Origin of the sequence: Gelidibacter gilvus (assembly GCF_004115975.1) — a bacterium.
Taxonomy (GTDB): domain Bacteria; phylum Bacteroidota; class Bacteroidia; order Flavobacteriales; family Flavobacteriaceae; genus Gelidibacter; species Gelidibacter gilvus.
The window spans coordinates 22,407-38,714 of record NZ_SDDZ01000012.1 but is presented as its reverse complement, the minus strand read 5'-3'; the positions used below and the strand labels follow the sequence as shown (position 1 = coordinate 38,714).

Annotated in this window: 18 protein-coding genes; 13 read left to right on the top strand and 5 right to left on the bottom strand. The window is 38.2% G+C overall.

Annotation, left to right across the window (positions count from 1 at the left end; all coding sequences use genetic code 11):
* Positions 1–2: 2 nt before the first annotated feature.
* Positions 3–608, bottom strand: a complete 606-nt coding sequence (locus tag ESZ48_RS15465) for an acyl carrier protein phosphodiesterase (protein ID WP_129018410.1) — start codon at positions 606–608, stop codon at positions 3–5.
* Positions 609–750: 142 nt separating this feature from the next.
* Between ESZ48_RS15465 and glmM the strand changes: the two genes are divergently transcribed.
* Both glmM and ESZ48_RS15455 read left to right on the top strand, forming a co-directional pair.
* The gene (gene glmM / locus ESZ48_RS15460) at positions 751–2,139 is read left to right on the top strand and encodes a phosphoglucosamine mutase (RefSeq protein WP_129018409.1); all 1,389 of its coding nucleotides are present in this window, start codon (positions 751–753) and stop codon (positions 2,137–2,139) included.
* Between the two features lie 26 nt (positions 2,140–2,165).
* Positions 2,166–3,671 carry an aminotransferase class V-fold PLP-dependent enzyme gene (locus ESZ48_RS15455; protein WP_129018408.1) on the top strand — a complete coding sequence of 502 codons (1,506 nt, stop codon included), beginning with the start codon at positions 2,166–2,168 and terminating at the stop codon, positions 3,669–3,671.
* Positions 3,672–4,167: 496 nt separating this feature from the next.
* Here ESZ48_RS15455 and ESZ48_RS15450 read toward each other — a convergent pair whose 3' ends face one another.
* On the bottom strand, positions 4,168–5,058 hold the full coding sequence (locus tag ESZ48_RS15450; protein WP_129018407.1) for a lysophospholipid acyltransferase family protein: 891 nt from the start codon (positions 5,056–5,058) through the stop codon (positions 4,168–4,170).
* A gap of 63 nt (positions 5,059–5,121) precedes the next feature.
* Between ESZ48_RS15450 and ESZ48_RS15445 the strand changes: the two genes are divergently transcribed.
* Entirely contained in the window at positions 5,122–5,772 is a 651-nt protein-coding gene (locus tag ESZ48_RS15445; RefSeq protein ID WP_129018406.1) for a rhomboid family intramembrane serine protease, read from the top strand.
* Positions 5,773–5,811: 39 nt separating this feature from the next.
* Here ESZ48_RS15445 and ESZ48_RS15440 read toward each other — a convergent pair whose 3' ends face one another.
* Positions 5,812–6,957 carry a TlpA disulfide reductase family protein gene (locus ESZ48_RS15440; protein WP_129018405.1) on the bottom strand — a complete coding sequence of 382 codons (1,146 nt, stop codon included), beginning with the start codon at positions 6,955–6,957 and terminating at the stop codon, positions 5,812–5,814.
* A 144-nt stretch (positions 6,958–7,101) separates the two neighbouring features.
* On the opposite strand from ESZ48_RS15440, the gene mnmE reads away from it, so the two are divergent.
* The 10 genes from mnmE (at position 7,102) to ESZ48_RS15390 (ending at position 15,206) form a co-directional block, all read left to right on the top strand.
* On the top strand, positions 7,102–8,511 hold the full coding sequence (gene mnmE, locus ESZ48_RS15435; protein WP_129018404.1) for a tRNA uridine-5-carboxymethylaminomethyl(34) synthesis GTPase MnmE: 1,410 nt from the start codon (positions 7,102–7,104) through the stop codon (positions 8,509–8,511).
* A 151-nt stretch (positions 8,512–8,662) separates the two neighbouring features.
* Positions 8,663–9,799, top strand: coding sequence for a tyrosine-type recombinase/integrase (locus ESZ48_RS15430; RefSeq protein WP_129018403.1), 1,137 nt, complete (start codon positions 8,663–8,665; stop codon positions 9,797–9,799).
* A 191-nt stretch (positions 9,800–9,990) separates the two neighbouring features.
* Positions 9,991–10,218 carry a hypothetical protein gene (locus tag ESZ48_RS15425; protein WP_129018402.1) on the top strand — a complete coding sequence of 76 codons (228 nt, stop codon included), beginning with the start codon at positions 9,991–9,993 and terminating at the stop codon, positions 10,216–10,218.
* On the top strand, positions 10,209–10,502 hold the full coding sequence (locus ESZ48_RS15420) for a type II toxin-antitoxin system RelE/ParE family toxin (protein ID WP_129018401.1): 294 nt from the start codon (positions 10,209–10,211) through the stop codon (positions 10,500–10,502). Before ESZ48_RS15425 ends, ESZ48_RS15420 begins: the two co-directional genes overlap by 10 nt.
* A 427-nt stretch (positions 10,503–10,929) precedes the next feature.
* Entirely contained in the window at positions 10,930–11,217 is a 288-nt protein-coding gene (locus ESZ48_RS15415; RefSeq protein ID WP_129018400.1) for a helix-turn-helix domain-containing protein, read from the top strand.
* 36 nt (positions 11,218–11,253) lie between these two features.
* A complete protein-coding gene (locus ESZ48_RS15410) occupies positions 11,254–12,453 on the top strand; it encodes a VapE domain-containing protein (protein WP_129018399.1) in 1,200 nt (399 codons plus the stop codon).
* Positions 12,454–12,669: 216 nt separating this feature from the next.
* Positions 12,670–13,524: a toprim domain-containing protein gene (locus tag ESZ48_RS15405; RefSeq protein WP_223266479.1), complete on the top strand. Its 855-nt coding sequence runs from the start codon at positions 12,670–12,672 to the stop codon at positions 13,522–13,524.
* Positions 13,508–14,020, top strand: a complete 513-nt coding sequence (gene mbpA / locus ESZ48_RS19610) for a mobilization protein MbpA (protein WP_223266478.1) — start codon at positions 13,508–13,510, stop codon at positions 14,018–14,020. Before ESZ48_RS15405 ends, mbpA begins: the two co-directional genes overlap by 17 nt.
* Positions 14,017–14,874, top strand: a complete 858-nt coding sequence (locus ESZ48_RS15395) for a relaxase/mobilization nuclease domain-containing protein (RefSeq protein WP_129018397.1) — start codon at positions 14,017–14,019, stop codon at positions 14,872–14,874. The genes mbpA and ESZ48_RS15395 overlap by 4 nt, the downstream gene beginning before the upstream one ends.
* An 11-nt stretch (positions 14,875–14,885) precedes the next feature.
* The gene (locus ESZ48_RS15390) at positions 14,886–15,206 is read left to right on the top strand and encodes a DUF6730 family protein (protein WP_129018396.1); all 321 of its coding nucleotides are present in this window, start codon (positions 14,886–14,888) and stop codon (positions 15,204–15,206) included.
* A gap of 57 nt (positions 15,207–15,263) precedes the next feature.
* On the opposite strand, the gene ESZ48_RS15385 is transcribed toward ESZ48_RS15390, so the two are convergent.
* Both ESZ48_RS15385 and ESZ48_RS15380 read right to left on the bottom strand, forming a co-directional pair.
* Positions 15,264–15,818: an HNH endonuclease signature motif containing protein gene (locus tag ESZ48_RS15385; protein ID WP_129018395.1), complete on the bottom strand. Its 555-nt coding sequence runs from the start codon at positions 15,816–15,818 to the stop codon at positions 15,264–15,266.
* 50 nt (positions 15,819–15,868) lie between these two features.
* Positions 15,869–16,270, bottom strand: coding sequence for a hypothetical protein (locus ESZ48_RS15380; RefSeq protein ID WP_129018394.1), 402 nt, complete (start codon positions 16,268–16,270; stop codon positions 15,869–15,871).
* Between the last annotated feature and the right edge of the window lie 38 nt (positions 16,271–16,308).

The following is a 16,308-nucleotide window of genomic DNA, read 5'->3' as shown; positions in this document are numbered from 1 at the left end:
GGCTATTCCAAAGCATACATCTGTTTTAATGTGGCTAATTTTTCTTCTGAGAACACACGCAGTTCTTCAAAAAAACTGGTGAATTCGGCCTCAAATTCATGATAGAATTCTTTAAGCTCATCGGTAGCTTTATCCATCCCTGAAATATTGTTGGTGCGTCTGTTCATACCAATCAAAACATTTTGTATGCCTTCAATTTTCGCATAATTCAACAGCCAATTTCCCGCAATCATATAAGGCACCATCTTTTGAGCGCGCGGGGGCAGAAATTCGGCATGTGTTTTCAATGTTTCGTAAAAATCGTCTACATAAATAGCTAAAGGAATGGGCGAGTAGTGCGACCAGTTTTTCGCAAGAAAGTGGTCATATAAAATATCCACGATCACACCGCTGTAGTGGCTGTAATTTTCATGTAAGCGTTTGGTGCTTAATCTGACGGTGGGGTGGGCATCAGTAAAGGTGTCAATTTCGCGATGGAGACGTATGCCTACTTGAAGCTCATCAGGATACTTTTTGTAGTGTTTTCCTTTGATGCTATCTGCCATAAAATTTCCAATGGCGATTAATTCGTTGTCTCCTGAAAGATAAATATGGGCTAAAAAATTCATTGGCCTAATTTACGGAATAGGATTTTAGTAATTCGACAAGCTCATCACAAAATTCGACAAGCTCATCATAAAATTCGACAAGCCCATCATAAAATTTCCAATTTTGTAATTGTATATTTGCTTTTCATTTAAAATTTAAAATATGACACTCATCAAATCAATTTCAGGAATACGAGGCACTATTGGAGGTAAAGTGGGCGATAATTTAACGCCTATTGATGCGGTAAAATTTGCATCAGCTTATGGGATCTGGTTAAAAGAACAACGCAACAAGGAAAATTACCGTGTGGTCGTTGGTCGCGATGCTCGGATCTCTGGTGAAATGATCCAAAACTTAGTGATGAACACCTTGGTTGGTTTGGGTATCCACGTCATTGATCTGGGATTGTCAACCACGCCAACTGTTGAGATTGCCGTACCTATGGAACATGCCGATGGGGGGATTATATTAACCGCCAGTCATAATCCAAAACAATGGAACGCGCTTAAGCTGCTTGATGCCAAAGGTGAATTTTTAAATGCTGCCGAAGGTGCACGGATTTTAGAAATTGCCGAAGCCGATCAAATGACCTTCGCAGAAGTAGATGATCTTGGAGAAATTACCAAAAACGAGGCGTATATGGATATTCATATTGATGAAGTTCTAAAAATGCCTTTGGTCAATAAAAAAGCCATTAGAGACGCTAAATTTAAAGTGGTTGTAGATGGCGTCAACTCTTCGGGAGGGATTATCATTCCTTTGTTATTGGAACGTTTGGGAGTACAAGCCGTCAAATTGTATTGCGAACCTACGGGCCATTTTCCCCATAATCCAGAACCTTTAAAAGAGCATTTGCAAGATTTATCAGCAATGGTAGTCAAAGAGAAAGCACATTTTGGTATTGCGGTTGATCCTGATGTGGACCGTTTGGCGTTTGTAGATGAAAAAGGCGAGATGTTTGGAGAAGAATACACTTTAGTGGCTTGTGCAGATTATGTGTTGAGCAAAACTCCCGGCAATACAGTAAGCAATATGAGTTCTACAAGAGCCTTAAGGGATGTTACGGAAAAACATGGCGGCAGTTATGAGGCCAGTGCTGTAGGAGAGGTGAACGTGGTGGAATTAATGAAGAAGAATAACGCCATCATTGGAGGTGAAGGAAACGGAGGGATCATTTACCCAGAATTGCATTATGGACGTGATGCGCTAGTTGGAGTGGCTTTGTTTTTGAGTCTGTTGGCAGAAAAAGAAATGACCACAAGCGCGCTTCGAGCAACCTATCCAAATTATTATATGGGTAAAAAGAAAATCGATTTGGCAGCAGGAATGGATGTGGATGGGATTTTGAAAACGATGGAAGAACGTTATCAAAATGAAAAACTAACCACTATTGATGGTGTTAAAATAGATTTTGAAAAAAGTTGGGTCCATTTACGCAAGAGTAATACAGAGCCAATTATCAGGATTTATACGGAAGCACTTTCGCAGGAGGAAGCCGATGCGCTTGCGGATCAGATCATTTCTGAAATCAAGGCTGTCGCAAATATTTAGTACCTTTGCCGTTTAAATATAATCCCATGATAACCACCGAAATATCCAATAAAAAAACCACCGAACTGGAACGCTACTTTCAACAGTTCAGGCAACATATTATTGGTATTGATCAAGAATTTATGACGCCTTATGGAAAACAGAAAATCGTTTATACGGATTGGACGGCTTCCGGACGTTTATACCGACCTATTGAGGAAACATTGATGAATGTCTTTGGACCTTATGTGGCCAATACCCATACGGAGACAACCGTTTCCGGGACGGCGATGACCAAGGCTTATCATAAGGCAAAACACATTATAAAAGACCATGTCAACAGCAACGACGATGATGTATTGATTTGTTGTGGCAGTGGCATGACTGAGGCCATTAATAAATTTCAGCGGATTTTGGGTTTGAAAGTGCCTGAAAACATGAGAAAACATACGATTGTTCCAGATGCCATGAAACCTGTAGTTTTTATCACGCATATGGAACACCATTCCAACCAAACATCGTGGCTGGAAACTATTGCTAAAGTAGAGGTCATTCCTCCTGGGGAAGATGGTCTGTTCTGCATGGCTAATTTTAAAGTTCTTTTGGAACAGTATAAGGATCGTCCCATTAAAATCGCTTCAGTTGTTGGTGGCTCTAACGTTACCGGGATTCAGACTCCTTATCATGAGATTGCTAAAGTGATGCATCAAAATGGCGGAGTGTGTTTTGTTGACTTTGCGTGTTCTGCACCTTATGTTGATATTGATATGCACCCAGAAGATGAAGACGAAGCTTTGGATGCCATTTTCTTTTCACCACACAAATTTATTGGAGGGCCTGGAACTTCTGGCGTTTTGATCTTCAATAAAAAATTGTACAAAAACATGATTCCTGATAGTCCAGGGGGCGGTACCGTAAGTTGGACCAATCCGTGGGGAGAACATAAATACATTGATAATATTGAAGATCGTGAGGATGGTGGCACCCCAGGATTCTTGCAAACCATTAAAACAGCCTTGGCAATTAAGCTAAAGGAGCAAATGGGTGTGGCTAACATCTTGGAACGGGAACATGAAATCATTGATTATATTTTTGCCGAGCTAAATCCTGTTGAAAATATCAATATTCTTGCCGGTCAGCATCAAGATCGTTTGGGTGTGATTTCTTTTTATATTGATGAGCTGCATTACAATTTAGGCGTCAAACTTTTAAATGACCGTTTTGGCATCCAAACCCGTGGTGGCTGTAGTTGTGCAGGTACTTATGGGCACTTCTTGTTGCATGTGGATATGGAGACTTCCAATGCTTTGACCCACGAGATTTCGTTAGGTGAATTGACCCGTAAACCAGGTTGGATAAGAATGTCCATTCATCCGACCACCACCACTGAGGAAACCATTTATGTTTGTGATAGTTTAAAAGAGCTTGCCAAACATCATAAGACCTGGGCTAAGGAATACCAATATATTCCTGCAACCAATGAGTTTGTACATAAATCTAACCTATTGGAAGATAAGTATGAACTTCCAGTTGATGACTGGTTTGAAATGTGATGGAACGCTGAAAACGCTGAGAACGCGGATGAAGCTGATTTTCGCTGATTTATTTTTGGAGGCTAATTTTCACGAACTACACTTTTTAATTTTCAGATAAAACGCTGACCTGCCCGTTCGTTCAGGCGGGTCACGTGGATGGAGCTGATTTTCGCTGATTTATTTTTGGAGGCTAATTTTCACGAACTACACTTTTAGAATTTCAGATGGAACGCTGACCTGCCGGTACGCTCAGATTGGTGATGTTAATCATTCTGATTCTCACTCTCACTTATTTTTTTGATATCATCGTTCTTTGGGTAACTCTGTGTCTCCTCTGTGTAACTCTGTGAAATAGTATTTCCCGTATGCCTATCGCAAGAAATTCAAATCCATTATACCTTTTTTAATCCAATAATTTGAGATAGAAACTGTGTGCTTCTTGCGAACGTATGTAAAGACTATCTAGTGTCTAAAATCTATTAGCAAAGCGGTCTATAGTCCTTTTATAGTCTTATTAAAGAAATTCCGCAGGTACTTTATCCCTATGTTTCCAACGTCTGTGCGTCCATAGGTAATATTGAGGCGCTTCACGGATTTGTTTTTCGACTTTTTCGGTAAACATATCCGAGATTTCGTAATTTGGATAATCATTTGGGTTTAAGGCAAGCGTTTCAAACGTCGTCTCGTAATACCCGCGTTTAATACGTTTCACCCTAAAGAACACCACGGACATGTCCAATCGTTTTGCCAACATCTCAGCACCGGTATGGATGGGGACTTTGATGCCCATAAATTCATTCCAGTGAAATGCTCTGGAGATCATAGGGGTTTGATCTGAAACAAATCCGTTGATGGTCAGCTCGCCTTCTTGTTTTGATTTGGTCAGAGTAGGAATGGTCTCTTTTGTGGTGATTAAGGTACTGTCCCATTTGGCACGAATACGTTTTACTAGTGCATCAAAATATTTATTTCCCAAACGGCTGTACACCGCGTAACCTTTGTGCGTCACGTATTTTTGAAGAATGAAGATCCATTCCCAACTTCCGTAATGAGCGCACATCAAAACGATGCTTCGGTTTTGCTCACCCAGTTCATTTAGAAGTTCGACATTGGCAAACTTGAAACGTTTTCTCATCGATTCCTCAGAAATAGTCAGGGATTTGATGGCTTCCAGCATCATATCACAAAAATGATGGTAAAATTTCTCGGTAATGTCATTGATTTCAGCTTCTGGTTTCTCAGGAAAAACCAACCTTAAATTATCCTGGACTACTTTTTTTCGATAGCCCACAAGTTTGTAGATAATAATATAAAGACCATCAGAAAAAGCATAAAGCAATCGAAATGGGAGGATTGATATCAGCCAAATAAGTGGATAAACTAAGATGTAAACAAGAAATTGCATTTTTTAATATTAGATTTGCACCTGCAAAGATATGCTTTAATATAAATAATACGTTTGGAGTTTATGGGTAATTTAGATTTGGTAACCATTGTAGTGATTGCAGCGAATGTAATTATTTCGTTTAAAGGATTTAGCGATCGCGGTTTTTTTGAACGCTATAAATTTAACGTTGGCGGAATTAGGCGCGGTGAAAAAATCAGGATTTTCAGTTCCGGATTTTTGCATGTAGACACGATGCATCTTTTCTTCAACATGTTTACCCTTTACTTTTTTGCTCCGGTAGTGATTCTCTATTTAGGAACGGTTCATTTTTTGATCATTTATATTGCAAGTTTGATTTTAGGGAATTTGCTATCGCTCTATTTCCACAAAGATGAATTTCATTACAGTGCTGTAGGAGCGAGTGGGGCCGTTACTGGAATCCTTTATTCTGCCATCTTATTGCAACCCAATATGCAGTTGGGCATTTTGTTTATTCCGTTACCAATACCTGCCTACGTTTTTGGAATCTTGTACCTCATTTATTCCATTTACGGCATGAAGAAACAATTGGGAAATATTGGGCATGATGCGCATTTTGGTGGTGCCATTGGTGGATTTGTAGCCACCTTGATCCTTTACCCTTCGCTATTTAAAACGGACTTACTGATGGTTGGTTTGCTGGCCATCCCTATTGTAGTGTTGTTTGTGATGCATAAAACGGGAAAATTATAAGTACCACGTAGGTAATAAAAACCGCAATCTTATTCCATTTTAGTTTAAAAGCTCTCCAATCTTGGCATCTAGGGCAGCACCTCTCAGGTTTTTGGCAACAATTGTTCCGGACTCATCTAAGATATAGGTGGCCGGAATGGCATTGATATGGTACAGTTTGGCAATTGGATCATTAAAATAATTAAGGTTTGAGACGTGGTGCCAGGTTAAATTATCGTCTTTAATCGCTTTTAGCCATCGGTCTTTATGGCCGGGTCTGTCCAAGGATACGTTGATAATTTCCAATCCTTTATCGTGATATTTTTGATAAACTTTAACCACATTCGGGTTTTCCTTTCGGCAAGGGCCACACCATGACGCCCAAAAATCAATAATGGTCACTTTTCCCCTAATACTGCTCAAAGCAAGGAGGTTTCCGTCAGGATCTGGTGCGGAAAAATCTGGAGCTATATTGCCAATATCTAAAGCGTTAAACTGCGCCATTTGAAGCTTTTTCGTTTCCAATTGACTGGCGATACGTTTACCGTATTCTGAAGATTTTAATTCAGTTGACATGGCGTTGAGCTTTCGTTCCATTTCATCAAGATCCATATTTGGTGAGGCCACCAAGGATTCTAACAAAACCAGCGAAAAATAATTATCGGGATGTTCACTTATGAAATTCTGCGGATAGTCTGCCAATTGCTGATTGATATCTTTTATTTCGTTGGCAATTCGGGCGTTTTCTGAAGTGTTTTCCGAGTTTGCGAGCGCTTTATTTTCTTCAAATAAGGCATTGCGCTTAGTGCTCAATTCCTTGACGTCATGCAGATATGTGGCTAGGGCATCGTTAGTTTTTGAGCCCGTTATGGTGGAACTTCCCAGATTGTTTGGATCTACTGAAATGGTAATTTCTTTAGTTTCAACAAGTATAGGCAATCCACCATTCAAACTGTTAATGGTCAAGTGCCAAAGTTGTGGCGAGTCTATGTCACCTTTAAAAGTGAACTTTTCATCCACGATAATGGCCGAATCTTGAATGATTTCACGTCGTTGATTATCGACAGTTTTTAAATAGGCCCTGACGCCATTATGGATACCAGGAGCTGTTCCATTGATAACATAACCGTCCAATTCCATTTTCGGATCGGATTTACAGGAGTTCAATACTATGAAGATTATGAAAACACTAAGGACTCTTTTCATTTGAATAATTTTTTATGGGTGCACAAATATAATAAGATAAAACAGACTAGACTGTTTGGAGAGCACTCGTCAAACCTTAAGAAATTTAACATTTACTCTTAAAGATGGCAATTTTACGATATTTTTGCAGGAAAATGAAGTGTTATGATCGCTAATGATACTATTGTTGCTTTGGCCACAGCTTCTGGAAGTGGTGCTATTGCAGTCATCCGACTTTCAGGAAAGGATGCTATTTCTATAGGCTCACGGTTTTTCAAATCGGTTTCGGGGAAAGACCTATCGGAACAGAAATCGCATACCGTACATTTAGGTCATATTGTTGATGATCCAAGAGTGATTGATGAGGTTTTGGTGACGATATTTAAGAATCCCCATTCGTACACTGGAGAAGATGTGATTGAGATTTCTTGTCACGGAAGTCTTTATATCCAACAGGAAATCATTCAGTTGTTCTTGAAAAATGGCTGCCGAATGGCGAACCCTGGAGAATATACTTTAAGGGCTTTTTTAAATGGGAAATTGGATTTAAGTCAGGCGGAAGCCGTAGCCGATTTAATAGCAAGTGACAATGAAGCCTCCCATAAAATTGCCATGCAACAAATGCGGGGTGGGTTTAGTAATGAGATTAAAAACTTGCGTGATGAATTGCTGAATTTCGCCAGCTTGATTGAACTCGAGCTCGATTTTGCTGAAGAGGACGTCGAATTTGCCAATCGTGATGAGTTTTATAAATTGGTGAACAGGATCATTCATGTGCTAAAACGCCTGATCGATTCCTTTGCCGTTGGAAATGTGATCAAAAACGGAATTCCGGTAGCCATTGTTGGCGAGCCAAACGTTGGGAAATCCACCTTATTGAATGCGTTACTCAATGAAGAACGCGCCATTGTATCTGAAATCGCTGGGACCACAAGAGATACCATTGAAGACGAAATGGTGATAGGAGGGATGAGCTTCCGATTTATTGACACGGCGGGAATTCGTGAGACTGAAGATATCGTCGAGAGTATCGGCATCAAGAAAACTTTTGAAAAGATTGAACAAGCCCAAGTCGTGTTGTTTTTAATCGGCAGTGGTCAGTTGGCCGTTGGAAATGATGCGATTCAATCTTTTATCATAGAAATAGAGAAAATAAAGAACCAATTTCCACAGAAACAACTATTGGTTGTGCTTAATAAAATCGATCAGATTTCAGATAGTGAACTTGCCAATATTACAACCCACCTTGCACCGCACACGGCGCACCTCATTCCTATTTCTGCTAAAACCGGATTTGGAGTAGAGCAGTTGACCGATACCTTGCTTAATCTTATCAACACTGGTGCACTCAGAAACAATGAAACCATCGTGACCAATACGAGACATTACGATGCGCTCCTAAAAGCTTTCGAAGAAATCCAGAAAGTGAAATACGGCTTGGATTCGGAGCTTTCAGGCGATTTATTGGCCATTGACATCCGCCAGGCACTGTATCACTTTGGTGAAATAACAGGTGAGATTACCAATGATGATTTACTGGGGAATATATTTGCGAATTTTTGCATCGGCAAATAAAATTGGTTTCCAATACTTGCACAATGTCTTCTTTTGCTTGATATACAGATGGTTGTAGTGTTAAAGTTTTTCTTTCTATTTCTTTTAGTATTACTTTTGGTACCACATATGTACTACATTTTAAATTTATGTAGTACAAACGTACCACATAATGAAAATAAAACTAAAAGAACGGAAACTGCCAAGTGGGAAAATTAGCTTGCTAATAGAGTACTATAAGGGATCAGAGATATCCCCAGAAGGTAAAAGAAAACACATTCGCGACTATGAAAATCTGAAAATGTATTTGCATAGTGAACCGAAGAACGCGATTGAAAGAAAAGAGAACAAGGAAACTATGGCCTTAGCCAAAAAGATTCTTGCTATTCGGGAAGCAGAATACTATCAGGGCAAGTTTGATCTTAAAACCACCTCAAAAGGGATCAGACGGTTTTTAGAATTCTTTCGAGAAAAAGCAGAAGAGCGCTATGATAGTCCTAAAAATTATGGGAATTGGTCGGCAGCACTCATACACTTTGAGCGTTGTATATCTCCAAACATTACTTTTGACGATATTGATGAAGCTTTTGTTAACCGAGTTCGAAAATACATCGACAAAGAAGCGCGTACCAAAAGTAAATTGCCGTTATCATTAAATTCAAAATACACCTACTTCAACAAATTTAAAGCGACCCTTAGAGCTGCTTTTGACGAAGGCTATTTAGCACTTAACTATGCTACAAAAGTAAAGTCCTTTGAGCAAGCAGAAAGCCAACGCGAATATTTGACTTTTCAAGAGTTACAAACCTTAGCCAACACCGAGTGTAAATATGAAGTTTTAAAACGTGCTTTTTTGTTTTCATGTTTATCAGGTTTAAGATGGTCAGATATTAATGCGATGACTTGGTCAGAGGTACGTGATGAAGATGGGGTAAGCCGGGTAAACTTTAGACAAAAGAAAACTGACGGTGTGGAATATCTTTATATCTCAGATCAAGCCCGAGAATTGTTAGGCGAGCGTTGCGCTCCCAATGATCGCGTATTTGTAGGTCTAAAGTATTCAGCAGTTTATAATAACGAAATAGTGCGCTGGTGCAATCGTGCAGGCGTATCAAAGCATATTACATTTCATAGTGCAAGACATACCAATGCGGTCCTATTATTAGAGAATGGCGCGGATATTTATACGGTGTCCAAACGTCTTGGCCATCGAGAAATAAGAACCACACAGATTTATGCCAAAATAATCGATACAAAAATGAAGGAAGCGGCAAACAGTATTCCGGTCTTAAATTTGTCCCTTGATTAGAATATCTGAATTTTGAATCTATCAAGTTTGGGTAAAGTTGAACGGAAATATGTTTTATGAACGTTTGCCGAACTTGCTAAAATTTTTATAATAGTTGTCATAAACTTAATAAATGACAATTATTATATCGCTGATGCGATTTACATAATAGAAAACATTAAATTACCTTTGTATTACTAAAAGTTGTGATTATGAATATAGAAGCCACGAAATTAGAATTGATGCATCTTTTACTGCAAACACAAAAAGAAAGCCTTTTAGCAAAACTTAAAAAGGTCTTTGATGAAGAGCAAGGAGATTGGTGGAATGAGATGTCTAAAGAGGAACAAGAAGAAATCAACACAGGTTTAAATCAGGCAGATGAAGGCATTTATATAGCTAATGAGACTGTTATGAAACGTTTTGATAAATGGCATTAATCATAAAATGGACACCTCAAGCAAATAGAGGTCTGGATAAGGTTATAGAATATTTGGAAGAAGAATGGACAGCCATTGAAATTCTTAATTTAGAACAAAATCTACAAGATCTTTTAACCCGTATTAGTAAGTATCCCAAAATTTGTCCACCAACAGGAAAACATAAAAATGTTCACAAAGGATTGGTGGATAAAAACAACTACATTATCTACAGAATACAATTTGAAAAAGGATTTATTGAAATCATCAATTTCAGAGGAACTAAACAAAAAGATATCGAATAGATTCTGCGTAAAGCGATTTTCCTTTTTTTATTATACTACATTTTCTGAGTTCACGTCTTTCGAGTTTCAATGTATTCCATATTTTTAAAAGTGCCCAAATCAGAATATTTGCGTTTTTAAACTTCATAAAGGCTAAGCGTGATTAACATTCATTGTTAATAACTCAAAATAACACCCAAAAAGGCTGTTTTCCAATTGTTTTATGATGTGTCATTTATGACCATTTGATATCATTAAGAGCTAAATTGAATTTTCGTCAATTCATTTGGTTTCATTTGGTCTAAATTGCTCGTTCATAAGTTTTTGTGTATAACTTTGCACGATTCTGTTTCCTTTCAACAGCCTCTTTTTATACTTTTATTTCCATCATCCCATAAGGGAAAACAAAAGCGCTTTTGTTCATTTTAATCATTAAAAACAATTAAAAATGGACAATCAATTAATATTGGAACGATTTGATCGTTTAGAAAAACTATTGGTAGGCCACAAAGAGGTCTTAACCTTTAACGAAGCCTGTGATTATACAGGCATATCCCGAAGCTATCTTTACAAATTGACTTCTTCAGGGAAAATTCCACACTCCAAACCCAACGGCAAGATGCTCTTTTTTGAGAAGCGCAAACTTGTTGAATGGCTACTTCAAAACAAGCGAAAATCGCAACACGACATAGAAAGTGAGGCAGTGGCCTATGCCATAAGGAATATCCGCTTTTGATCTGCGAAATATACTATTTCACTAAAGCTAACTTCTATGGAAACAAATAAACAGCAATTATATATTGTTAAGGATCCCAAAAAGAAAACAATTTTCGATTATGCGATCGACTATCTATCTGGAAAATATGATATCCTCTATAATGAGATCTCACACGATTTTCAGATATCGTTAAAAGGTCATAAAGAATGGAATTACATCAATTTGAATTCTTTGATCATCGAACTGAACAAAGCAGGTGTTGAGATAAATCCTGCCAAGCTTGAAATACTCATAAAGTCCGAACTTATTAAAAAACACAATCCCATTCAGGAGTATTTTAAGTCGTTACCCAAGTGGGACGGAGTGGACCATATTTCAAAATTAGCGTCCTATTTGCCCATCTACGAACCTGAGGTCTTTCTGTATCACTTTAAAAAATGGTTGGTAAGATCCATAAAGTGTGCCTTGGAACCTGGTTACTTCAATAAACAGGCGCTTATCATAAGCCATAAAGGACAGAGCTCAGGGAAATCTACTTGGTGCCGATTTTTATGCCCACCGGAACTTGCAGAATATATGGCCGAGGACATCAGCAATGACAAAGATGCCAGGATCCAGTTATGTCGAAATTTTTTATACAATCTGGATGAATTGGCCGTACTGTCAAAAAATGATGTCAACGCACTGAAAGCCTTTTTCTCCAAGACCTTTATTAATGAGCGTTTACCCTACGATCGGAAAAACACCACATTGCCCAGAATCTGTTCGTTTATGGGTTCCACCAATATGTCCTTGTTTCTAAATGATGAAACAGGATCGGTAAGATGGCTTTGTTTTGAACTAAAGGACGTGATCGATTTCTCCTATTCCAATGAAGTAAATATAAAGGACGTATGGACTCAGGCGTACCATCTTGCATACATTGATAAAACCTTTAATCCTGAACTCTCCGCAAAAGATGTAAACGAAAATGAAGAGCGCAACAAACGGTATACAAAGCTGACTTCCGAACAGGAGATGGTTGCCAAGTATTACGAAAGCTCCGACGACATTGAAGATTTTGTGACGGCCACAGATGTTATGGTTGCCTTGTCTTGTCTCAACGTGCGGTTGAACCACATCAATCTTGGAAGGGCACTCTCGGGATTTAACTTTCAAAAAGTCAAGCATCCCCAAAGACAAGTGTACGGTTATTTGGCAAAAGCGATTTTTAAAAACAGCCCTTGGGAACTGGAAGTACCAAAAAAACTATAAAACAACCTACCTACTTACCTAATGGATCTAATGCCCAAAGAATGCTTGGGTTTATTTAGGTAAGATCATTTAAAAAGAAGTTACCTCAATCTTACCTAACGACTTCAACAGGTAAGATAGGTAACATAAAAAGGAACTTACCTTTTGTTATATGCCTTATGATTACTGGCATAGGTAACTAGGTAGGTAAATATTAAGTTATAAAAGAAGAAGCTGATGAAAAGAAAAATAAACTGTGAAAGCGCCCGAGCTTTTCCCATCGAAAAGGCGCTGGCAAAACTCGGGCACTTTCCCCAAAGGACAGCGGAAAAAGAAGCTTGGTTTCTGAGTCCTTTCAGGTCAGAAACCCAAGCCTCTTTTAAAGTCTCCAAGACCATGAACCGATGGTACGACCATGGTGAAGGAATAGGAGGCAATGTGATTGATTTGGTCTGTAGGATTTTGAAATGTTCTGTGAAGGAAGCTCTGGCGTATTTGAATCAAGATTGGTCTTCTTTTTCTTTTCAACAGCAACAACATTTCAACACGAATGACATTGGGATAACCATCACTAAAATTCAGAACATCAAACATCCGGCATTGATTCAGTACCTGAATTTTAGAGCGATTCCATTACAGATTGCCAATACTTATTGTAGTGAAGTTTGGTACACTTTTAAGGACAAGCAATTTTTTGCTATTGGTTTACAGAATAACAAAAATGGATGGGAACTGCGCAATAGGATTTTTAAGAGTAGCAGTAGCCCAAAATCATATACCCATCTCCAAAGAAACAGCAAGCATCTAATCATCTTGGAAGGGATGTTTGATTTATTATCGTTGGCCGTTATGAATGGCTCTTTAATAAAAGATTCAGATGTCATGGTTTTAAATTCCATTGCATTTATAGAAAATGTTGAAACACATATTTCAAATTATGAAATTGTCGATCTCTATTTGGATAATGATTCGGCTGGACAAAATGCAACACTTTATTTGACAAAGAAATATAGTCATATAAATGATCAATGTGATGCCTATAAAAACCACAAGGATTTAAACGATTTTTTATGCCATGAAAGAAAAGGATGAGATTGAACGAAATAATGAACAGCAGCAATATCTAAAGATTCCTGCCCAATTACTCAAACATTCTGAAAGTGTAGAATTGGATCTGGAAATGGATGCCAATGGAATGGGAATTATTCTGGGTAGGAATTCGAGATGTGTGTCTGTGGCCACATTCTCGTTTGCTCCCGAAGGTCGCAAAGAAAAAAAAAGAGTGTTTAGGGGGAAAAGTGATCTGGTCAAGTTTAGATGTTCCCTTTACGAAAAGAAGCTCTTAACTATTAAGGCATCGTCTTCAGGATTGAGCCTAAGCGCGTATATCCGGCGTGCCGTATTCGATAAGGACATTACCGAACGGTTTAGCGAGGAGCACATCGAACTTTATAAGATGATGATCAAATACCACAATAACTTTAAGGCCATCGGGAACATGTACAGAAAACGTAATCCCAAACTGACCGAATCGGTATATGCCCTGGCCAATGAAATCAAGGCGCACCTCAAAAAGTTTCAATCATGATAGGAAAGGGCAAAAGCATATCACACACCAGGGCATCGATGGCCTATGGGTGGAACCAGGAAAAGGATGCCGAGATCGTGCTCAAGGAATTTCTGCATGGCGATTCCCCAGCCGAAATCACACAGGAATTTAAAATGCTCCAGGACCAGAATCATAACTGTACAAAAAACACCCTGTCCTTTATCCTCAGCCCCACGATAGAGGACGGTAGGAAATTGGACAAAAACAAACTAGAGGACATCACCAAAAGGTTCATCCACGAAATGAAACTCGGAGAGCGTCAGGCCATCGCCTTTGTGCATAAGGACAAGGAACATAAGCACATCCATTTATATGTCAATAGGATTGATTTTAGGGGCGTGGCTTACAATGATAGTTTTATAGGGAAGCGCAGCCAGTTGGCAGCTGAAAAAGTGGCAGAACAAATGGGATTGACTACAGTTAAGCAAGTGCAATTTGAAAAAGAATTCAATCTGAAGGACATACGCACAGAGATCAAGCGCAGACATGACCTGGCTATGGCCCATTTAAAACCGAAATCATTTGATGCCTATATCAAAGCCATGGAGACCAATGGCGTCAAGGTCATCCCAACCATAAACAAACAAAACAATATACAAGGGTTCCGCTTTGAATTTGATGGACATAATCTAAAGGGCAGTGAAGTGCACCGGAACATGTCCATTGGGAATATTGGCAAACAAATGGGCCAACTTGAAGGCATCAAGAGTTTAAAAAACAGTACCGTTGGGGTAACGTTGGCAGGAAATACAGTAGGCCTGGCACCCAAATTAGCTTTTAAGCTGACCAAGTTTATTATCAAAAAAACTATACAACATGGACTCTCTTATTAAATGTATCGATCATGACAAAACTTGAAGAACTCACCGCGCTTTTAGTCAATGAGACCACCGATTTTAAAAACACTTTGGAAAAGTTGGAAGGAATAAATGCACAATTGAAAGAAACGAAAATCAAGATGGATCTGACGGAATATAAAGCTGCCATAGAAATCCATCAACAACAAATGGAAGCTCATTTAAAGGCTGTTAAAAATTTTGAATATCGGTTCGAAGACACTATAAAGAAAGCAAAGATTTATCCTAATTGGGCAGTAGGGGTTTTTATTGTGAGTGTTATATTGAATTTTGTTCTTCTATTAAATTTCATAGGAAAATTTTATTAAATCAGGGTTAAACATAAATTGCTTAACCCTGACTTGATTTTCCAAATTTAAGAATAGCTAGTTTTTTACATACGTCTTATTTCCATTAGAATTAATGTAGTATTGACCTCCTCGAGAACCTGTATAAATGGTTCTAGTAGAACTAGATGAATTATTGTATGTGGGTAAAGTATACACAGGAGTAGTATAACTTGGAGTTGAATATTGAATCTTTTCTGGCTTGACCGTCGGTGTTGAATAATAAGCGGGAGAATTAACCTTATAAACGTTGTATGTGTTTGTTTGTGCAACTTGCGTTCTTTCTCTGGCGGTTTTCTTTTGATGCTGACTAACTGTTAATAATTGCATATTAGATGGGTCATCACTTCCACCTTGTGACAATGGAATAATGTGGTCAACCTCATAACCGTAAGGAGTGCTTTCGTATCCTCTTGATTTCAAAAAATACTTCTTATTTGATGAGCTTCGTACTACTTTAGGTTTTCCGGTTGTACTGTAATATTCTCCATAAACATATTCCGTACTTCCAACGGTATAGGTAGATTGGGCATTTGAAAATGTGAAAGCAAGTAAAATTGCTAAGGCTGATAAAATGTTATGAACGTTTTTCATTTTGATTTAGTTTAAAAGTTATACTTATTTATCCGTTAATAGCGATTCTATTAAAAGGTAACCCTTAAATTATCTTTTTCTTCAAAAGAAATTTCGTCAAATGATATGTTTCCGTACCAATTACATTTATAAATATCCAAAATCTCGTTGTCATCAAATTCGAAGTAAAGCGCGTATTCTCTGCCACTTTTATTTCCTTTAAAGACAAACATAGGTTGTCTGCAATTACAGCCATGACACAAATTCGTGGTCAATGATAATTGAGTATCGCCAGCACGCTTAAAAAACATAAACTCTGTTACGATTGTTAAAACAAATTCTTTGGGAGTTAGGTCTTGGTAAGTCTTATCATCATTTAACAAATTAAGGATGCCATTGGCATCCCAATTTATTATGGATTCTAAAATGAGATTAACTTGGTTTGATGCTGTTTTTTTTAATAAAGTTTTCATAGTGAGTTTCTTTTAAAGATTATTAGTTCTACTTAATA

Excerpts from the sequence above, each read along its gene's own strand:
- mnmE (WP_129018404.1), top strand. The coding sequence starts at position 7,102 with ATGATCGCTAATGATACTATTGTTGCTTTGGCCACAGCTTCTGGAAGT.
- ESZ48_RS15385 (WP_129018395.1), bottom strand. The coding sequence starts at position 15,818 with ATGAAAAACGTTCATAACATTTTATCAGCCTTAGCAATTTTACTTGCT.
- ESZ48_RS15425 (WP_129018402.1), top strand. The coding sequence starts at position 9,991 with ATGAATATAGAAGCCACGAAATTAGAATTGATGCATCTTTTACTGCAA.
- ESZ48_RS15380 (WP_129018394.1), bottom strand. The coding sequence starts at position 16,270 with ATGAAAACTTTATTAAAAAAAACAGCATCAAACCAAGTTAATCTCATT.
- ESZ48_RS15420 (WP_129018401.1), top strand. The coding sequence starts at position 10,209 with ATGGCATTAATCATAAAATGGACACCTCAAGCAAATAGAGGTCTGGAT.
- ESZ48_RS15440 (WP_129018405.1), bottom strand. The coding sequence starts at position 6,957 with ATGAAAAGAGTCCTTAGTGTTTTCATAATCTTCATAGTATTGAACTCC.
- ESZ48_RS15465 (WP_129018410.1), bottom strand. The coding sequence starts at position 608 with ATGAATTTTTTAGCCCATATTTATCTTTCAGGAGACAACGAATTAATC.
- ESZ48_RS15405 (WP_223266479.1), top strand. The coding sequence starts at position 12,670 with ATGAAAAGAAAAATAAACTGTGAAAGCGCCCGAGCTTTTCCCATCGAA.
- ESZ48_RS15415 (WP_129018400.1), top strand. The coding sequence starts at position 10,930 with ATGGACAATCAATTAATATTGGAACGATTTGATCGTTTAGAAAAACTA.
- ESZ48_RS15455 (WP_129018408.1), top strand. The coding sequence starts at position 2,166 with ATGATAACCACCGAAATATCCAATAAAAAAACCACCGAACTGGAACGC.
- ESZ48_RS15430 (WP_129018403.1), top strand. The coding sequence starts at position 8,663 with ATGAAAATAAAACTAAAAGAACGGAAACTGCCAAGTGGGAAAATTAGC.
- ESZ48_RS15410 (WP_129018399.1), top strand. The coding sequence starts at position 11,254 with ATGGAAACAAATAAACAGCAATTATATATTGTTAAGGATCCCAAAAAG.
- mbpA (WP_223266478.1), top strand. The coding sequence starts at position 13,508 with ATGAAAGAAAAGGATGAGATTGAACGAAATAATGAACAGCAGCAATAT.
- ESZ48_RS15390 (WP_129018396.1), top strand. The coding sequence starts at position 14,886 with ATGACAAAACTTGAAGAACTCACCGCGCTTTTAGTCAATGAGACCACC.
- glmM (WP_129018409.1), top strand. The coding sequence starts at position 751 with ATGACACTCATCAAATCAATTTCAGGAATACGAGGCACTATTGGAGGT.
- ESZ48_RS15395 (WP_129018397.1), top strand. The coding sequence starts at position 14,017 with ATGATAGGAAAGGGCAAAAGCATATCACACACCAGGGCATCGATGGCC.
- ESZ48_RS15445 (WP_129018406.1), top strand. The coding sequence starts at position 5,122 with ATGGGTAATTTAGATTTGGTAACCATTGTAGTGATTGCAGCGAATGTA.
- ESZ48_RS15450 (WP_129018407.1), bottom strand. The coding sequence starts at position 5,058 with ATGCAATTTCTTGTTTACATCTTAGTTTATCCACTTATTTGGCTGATA.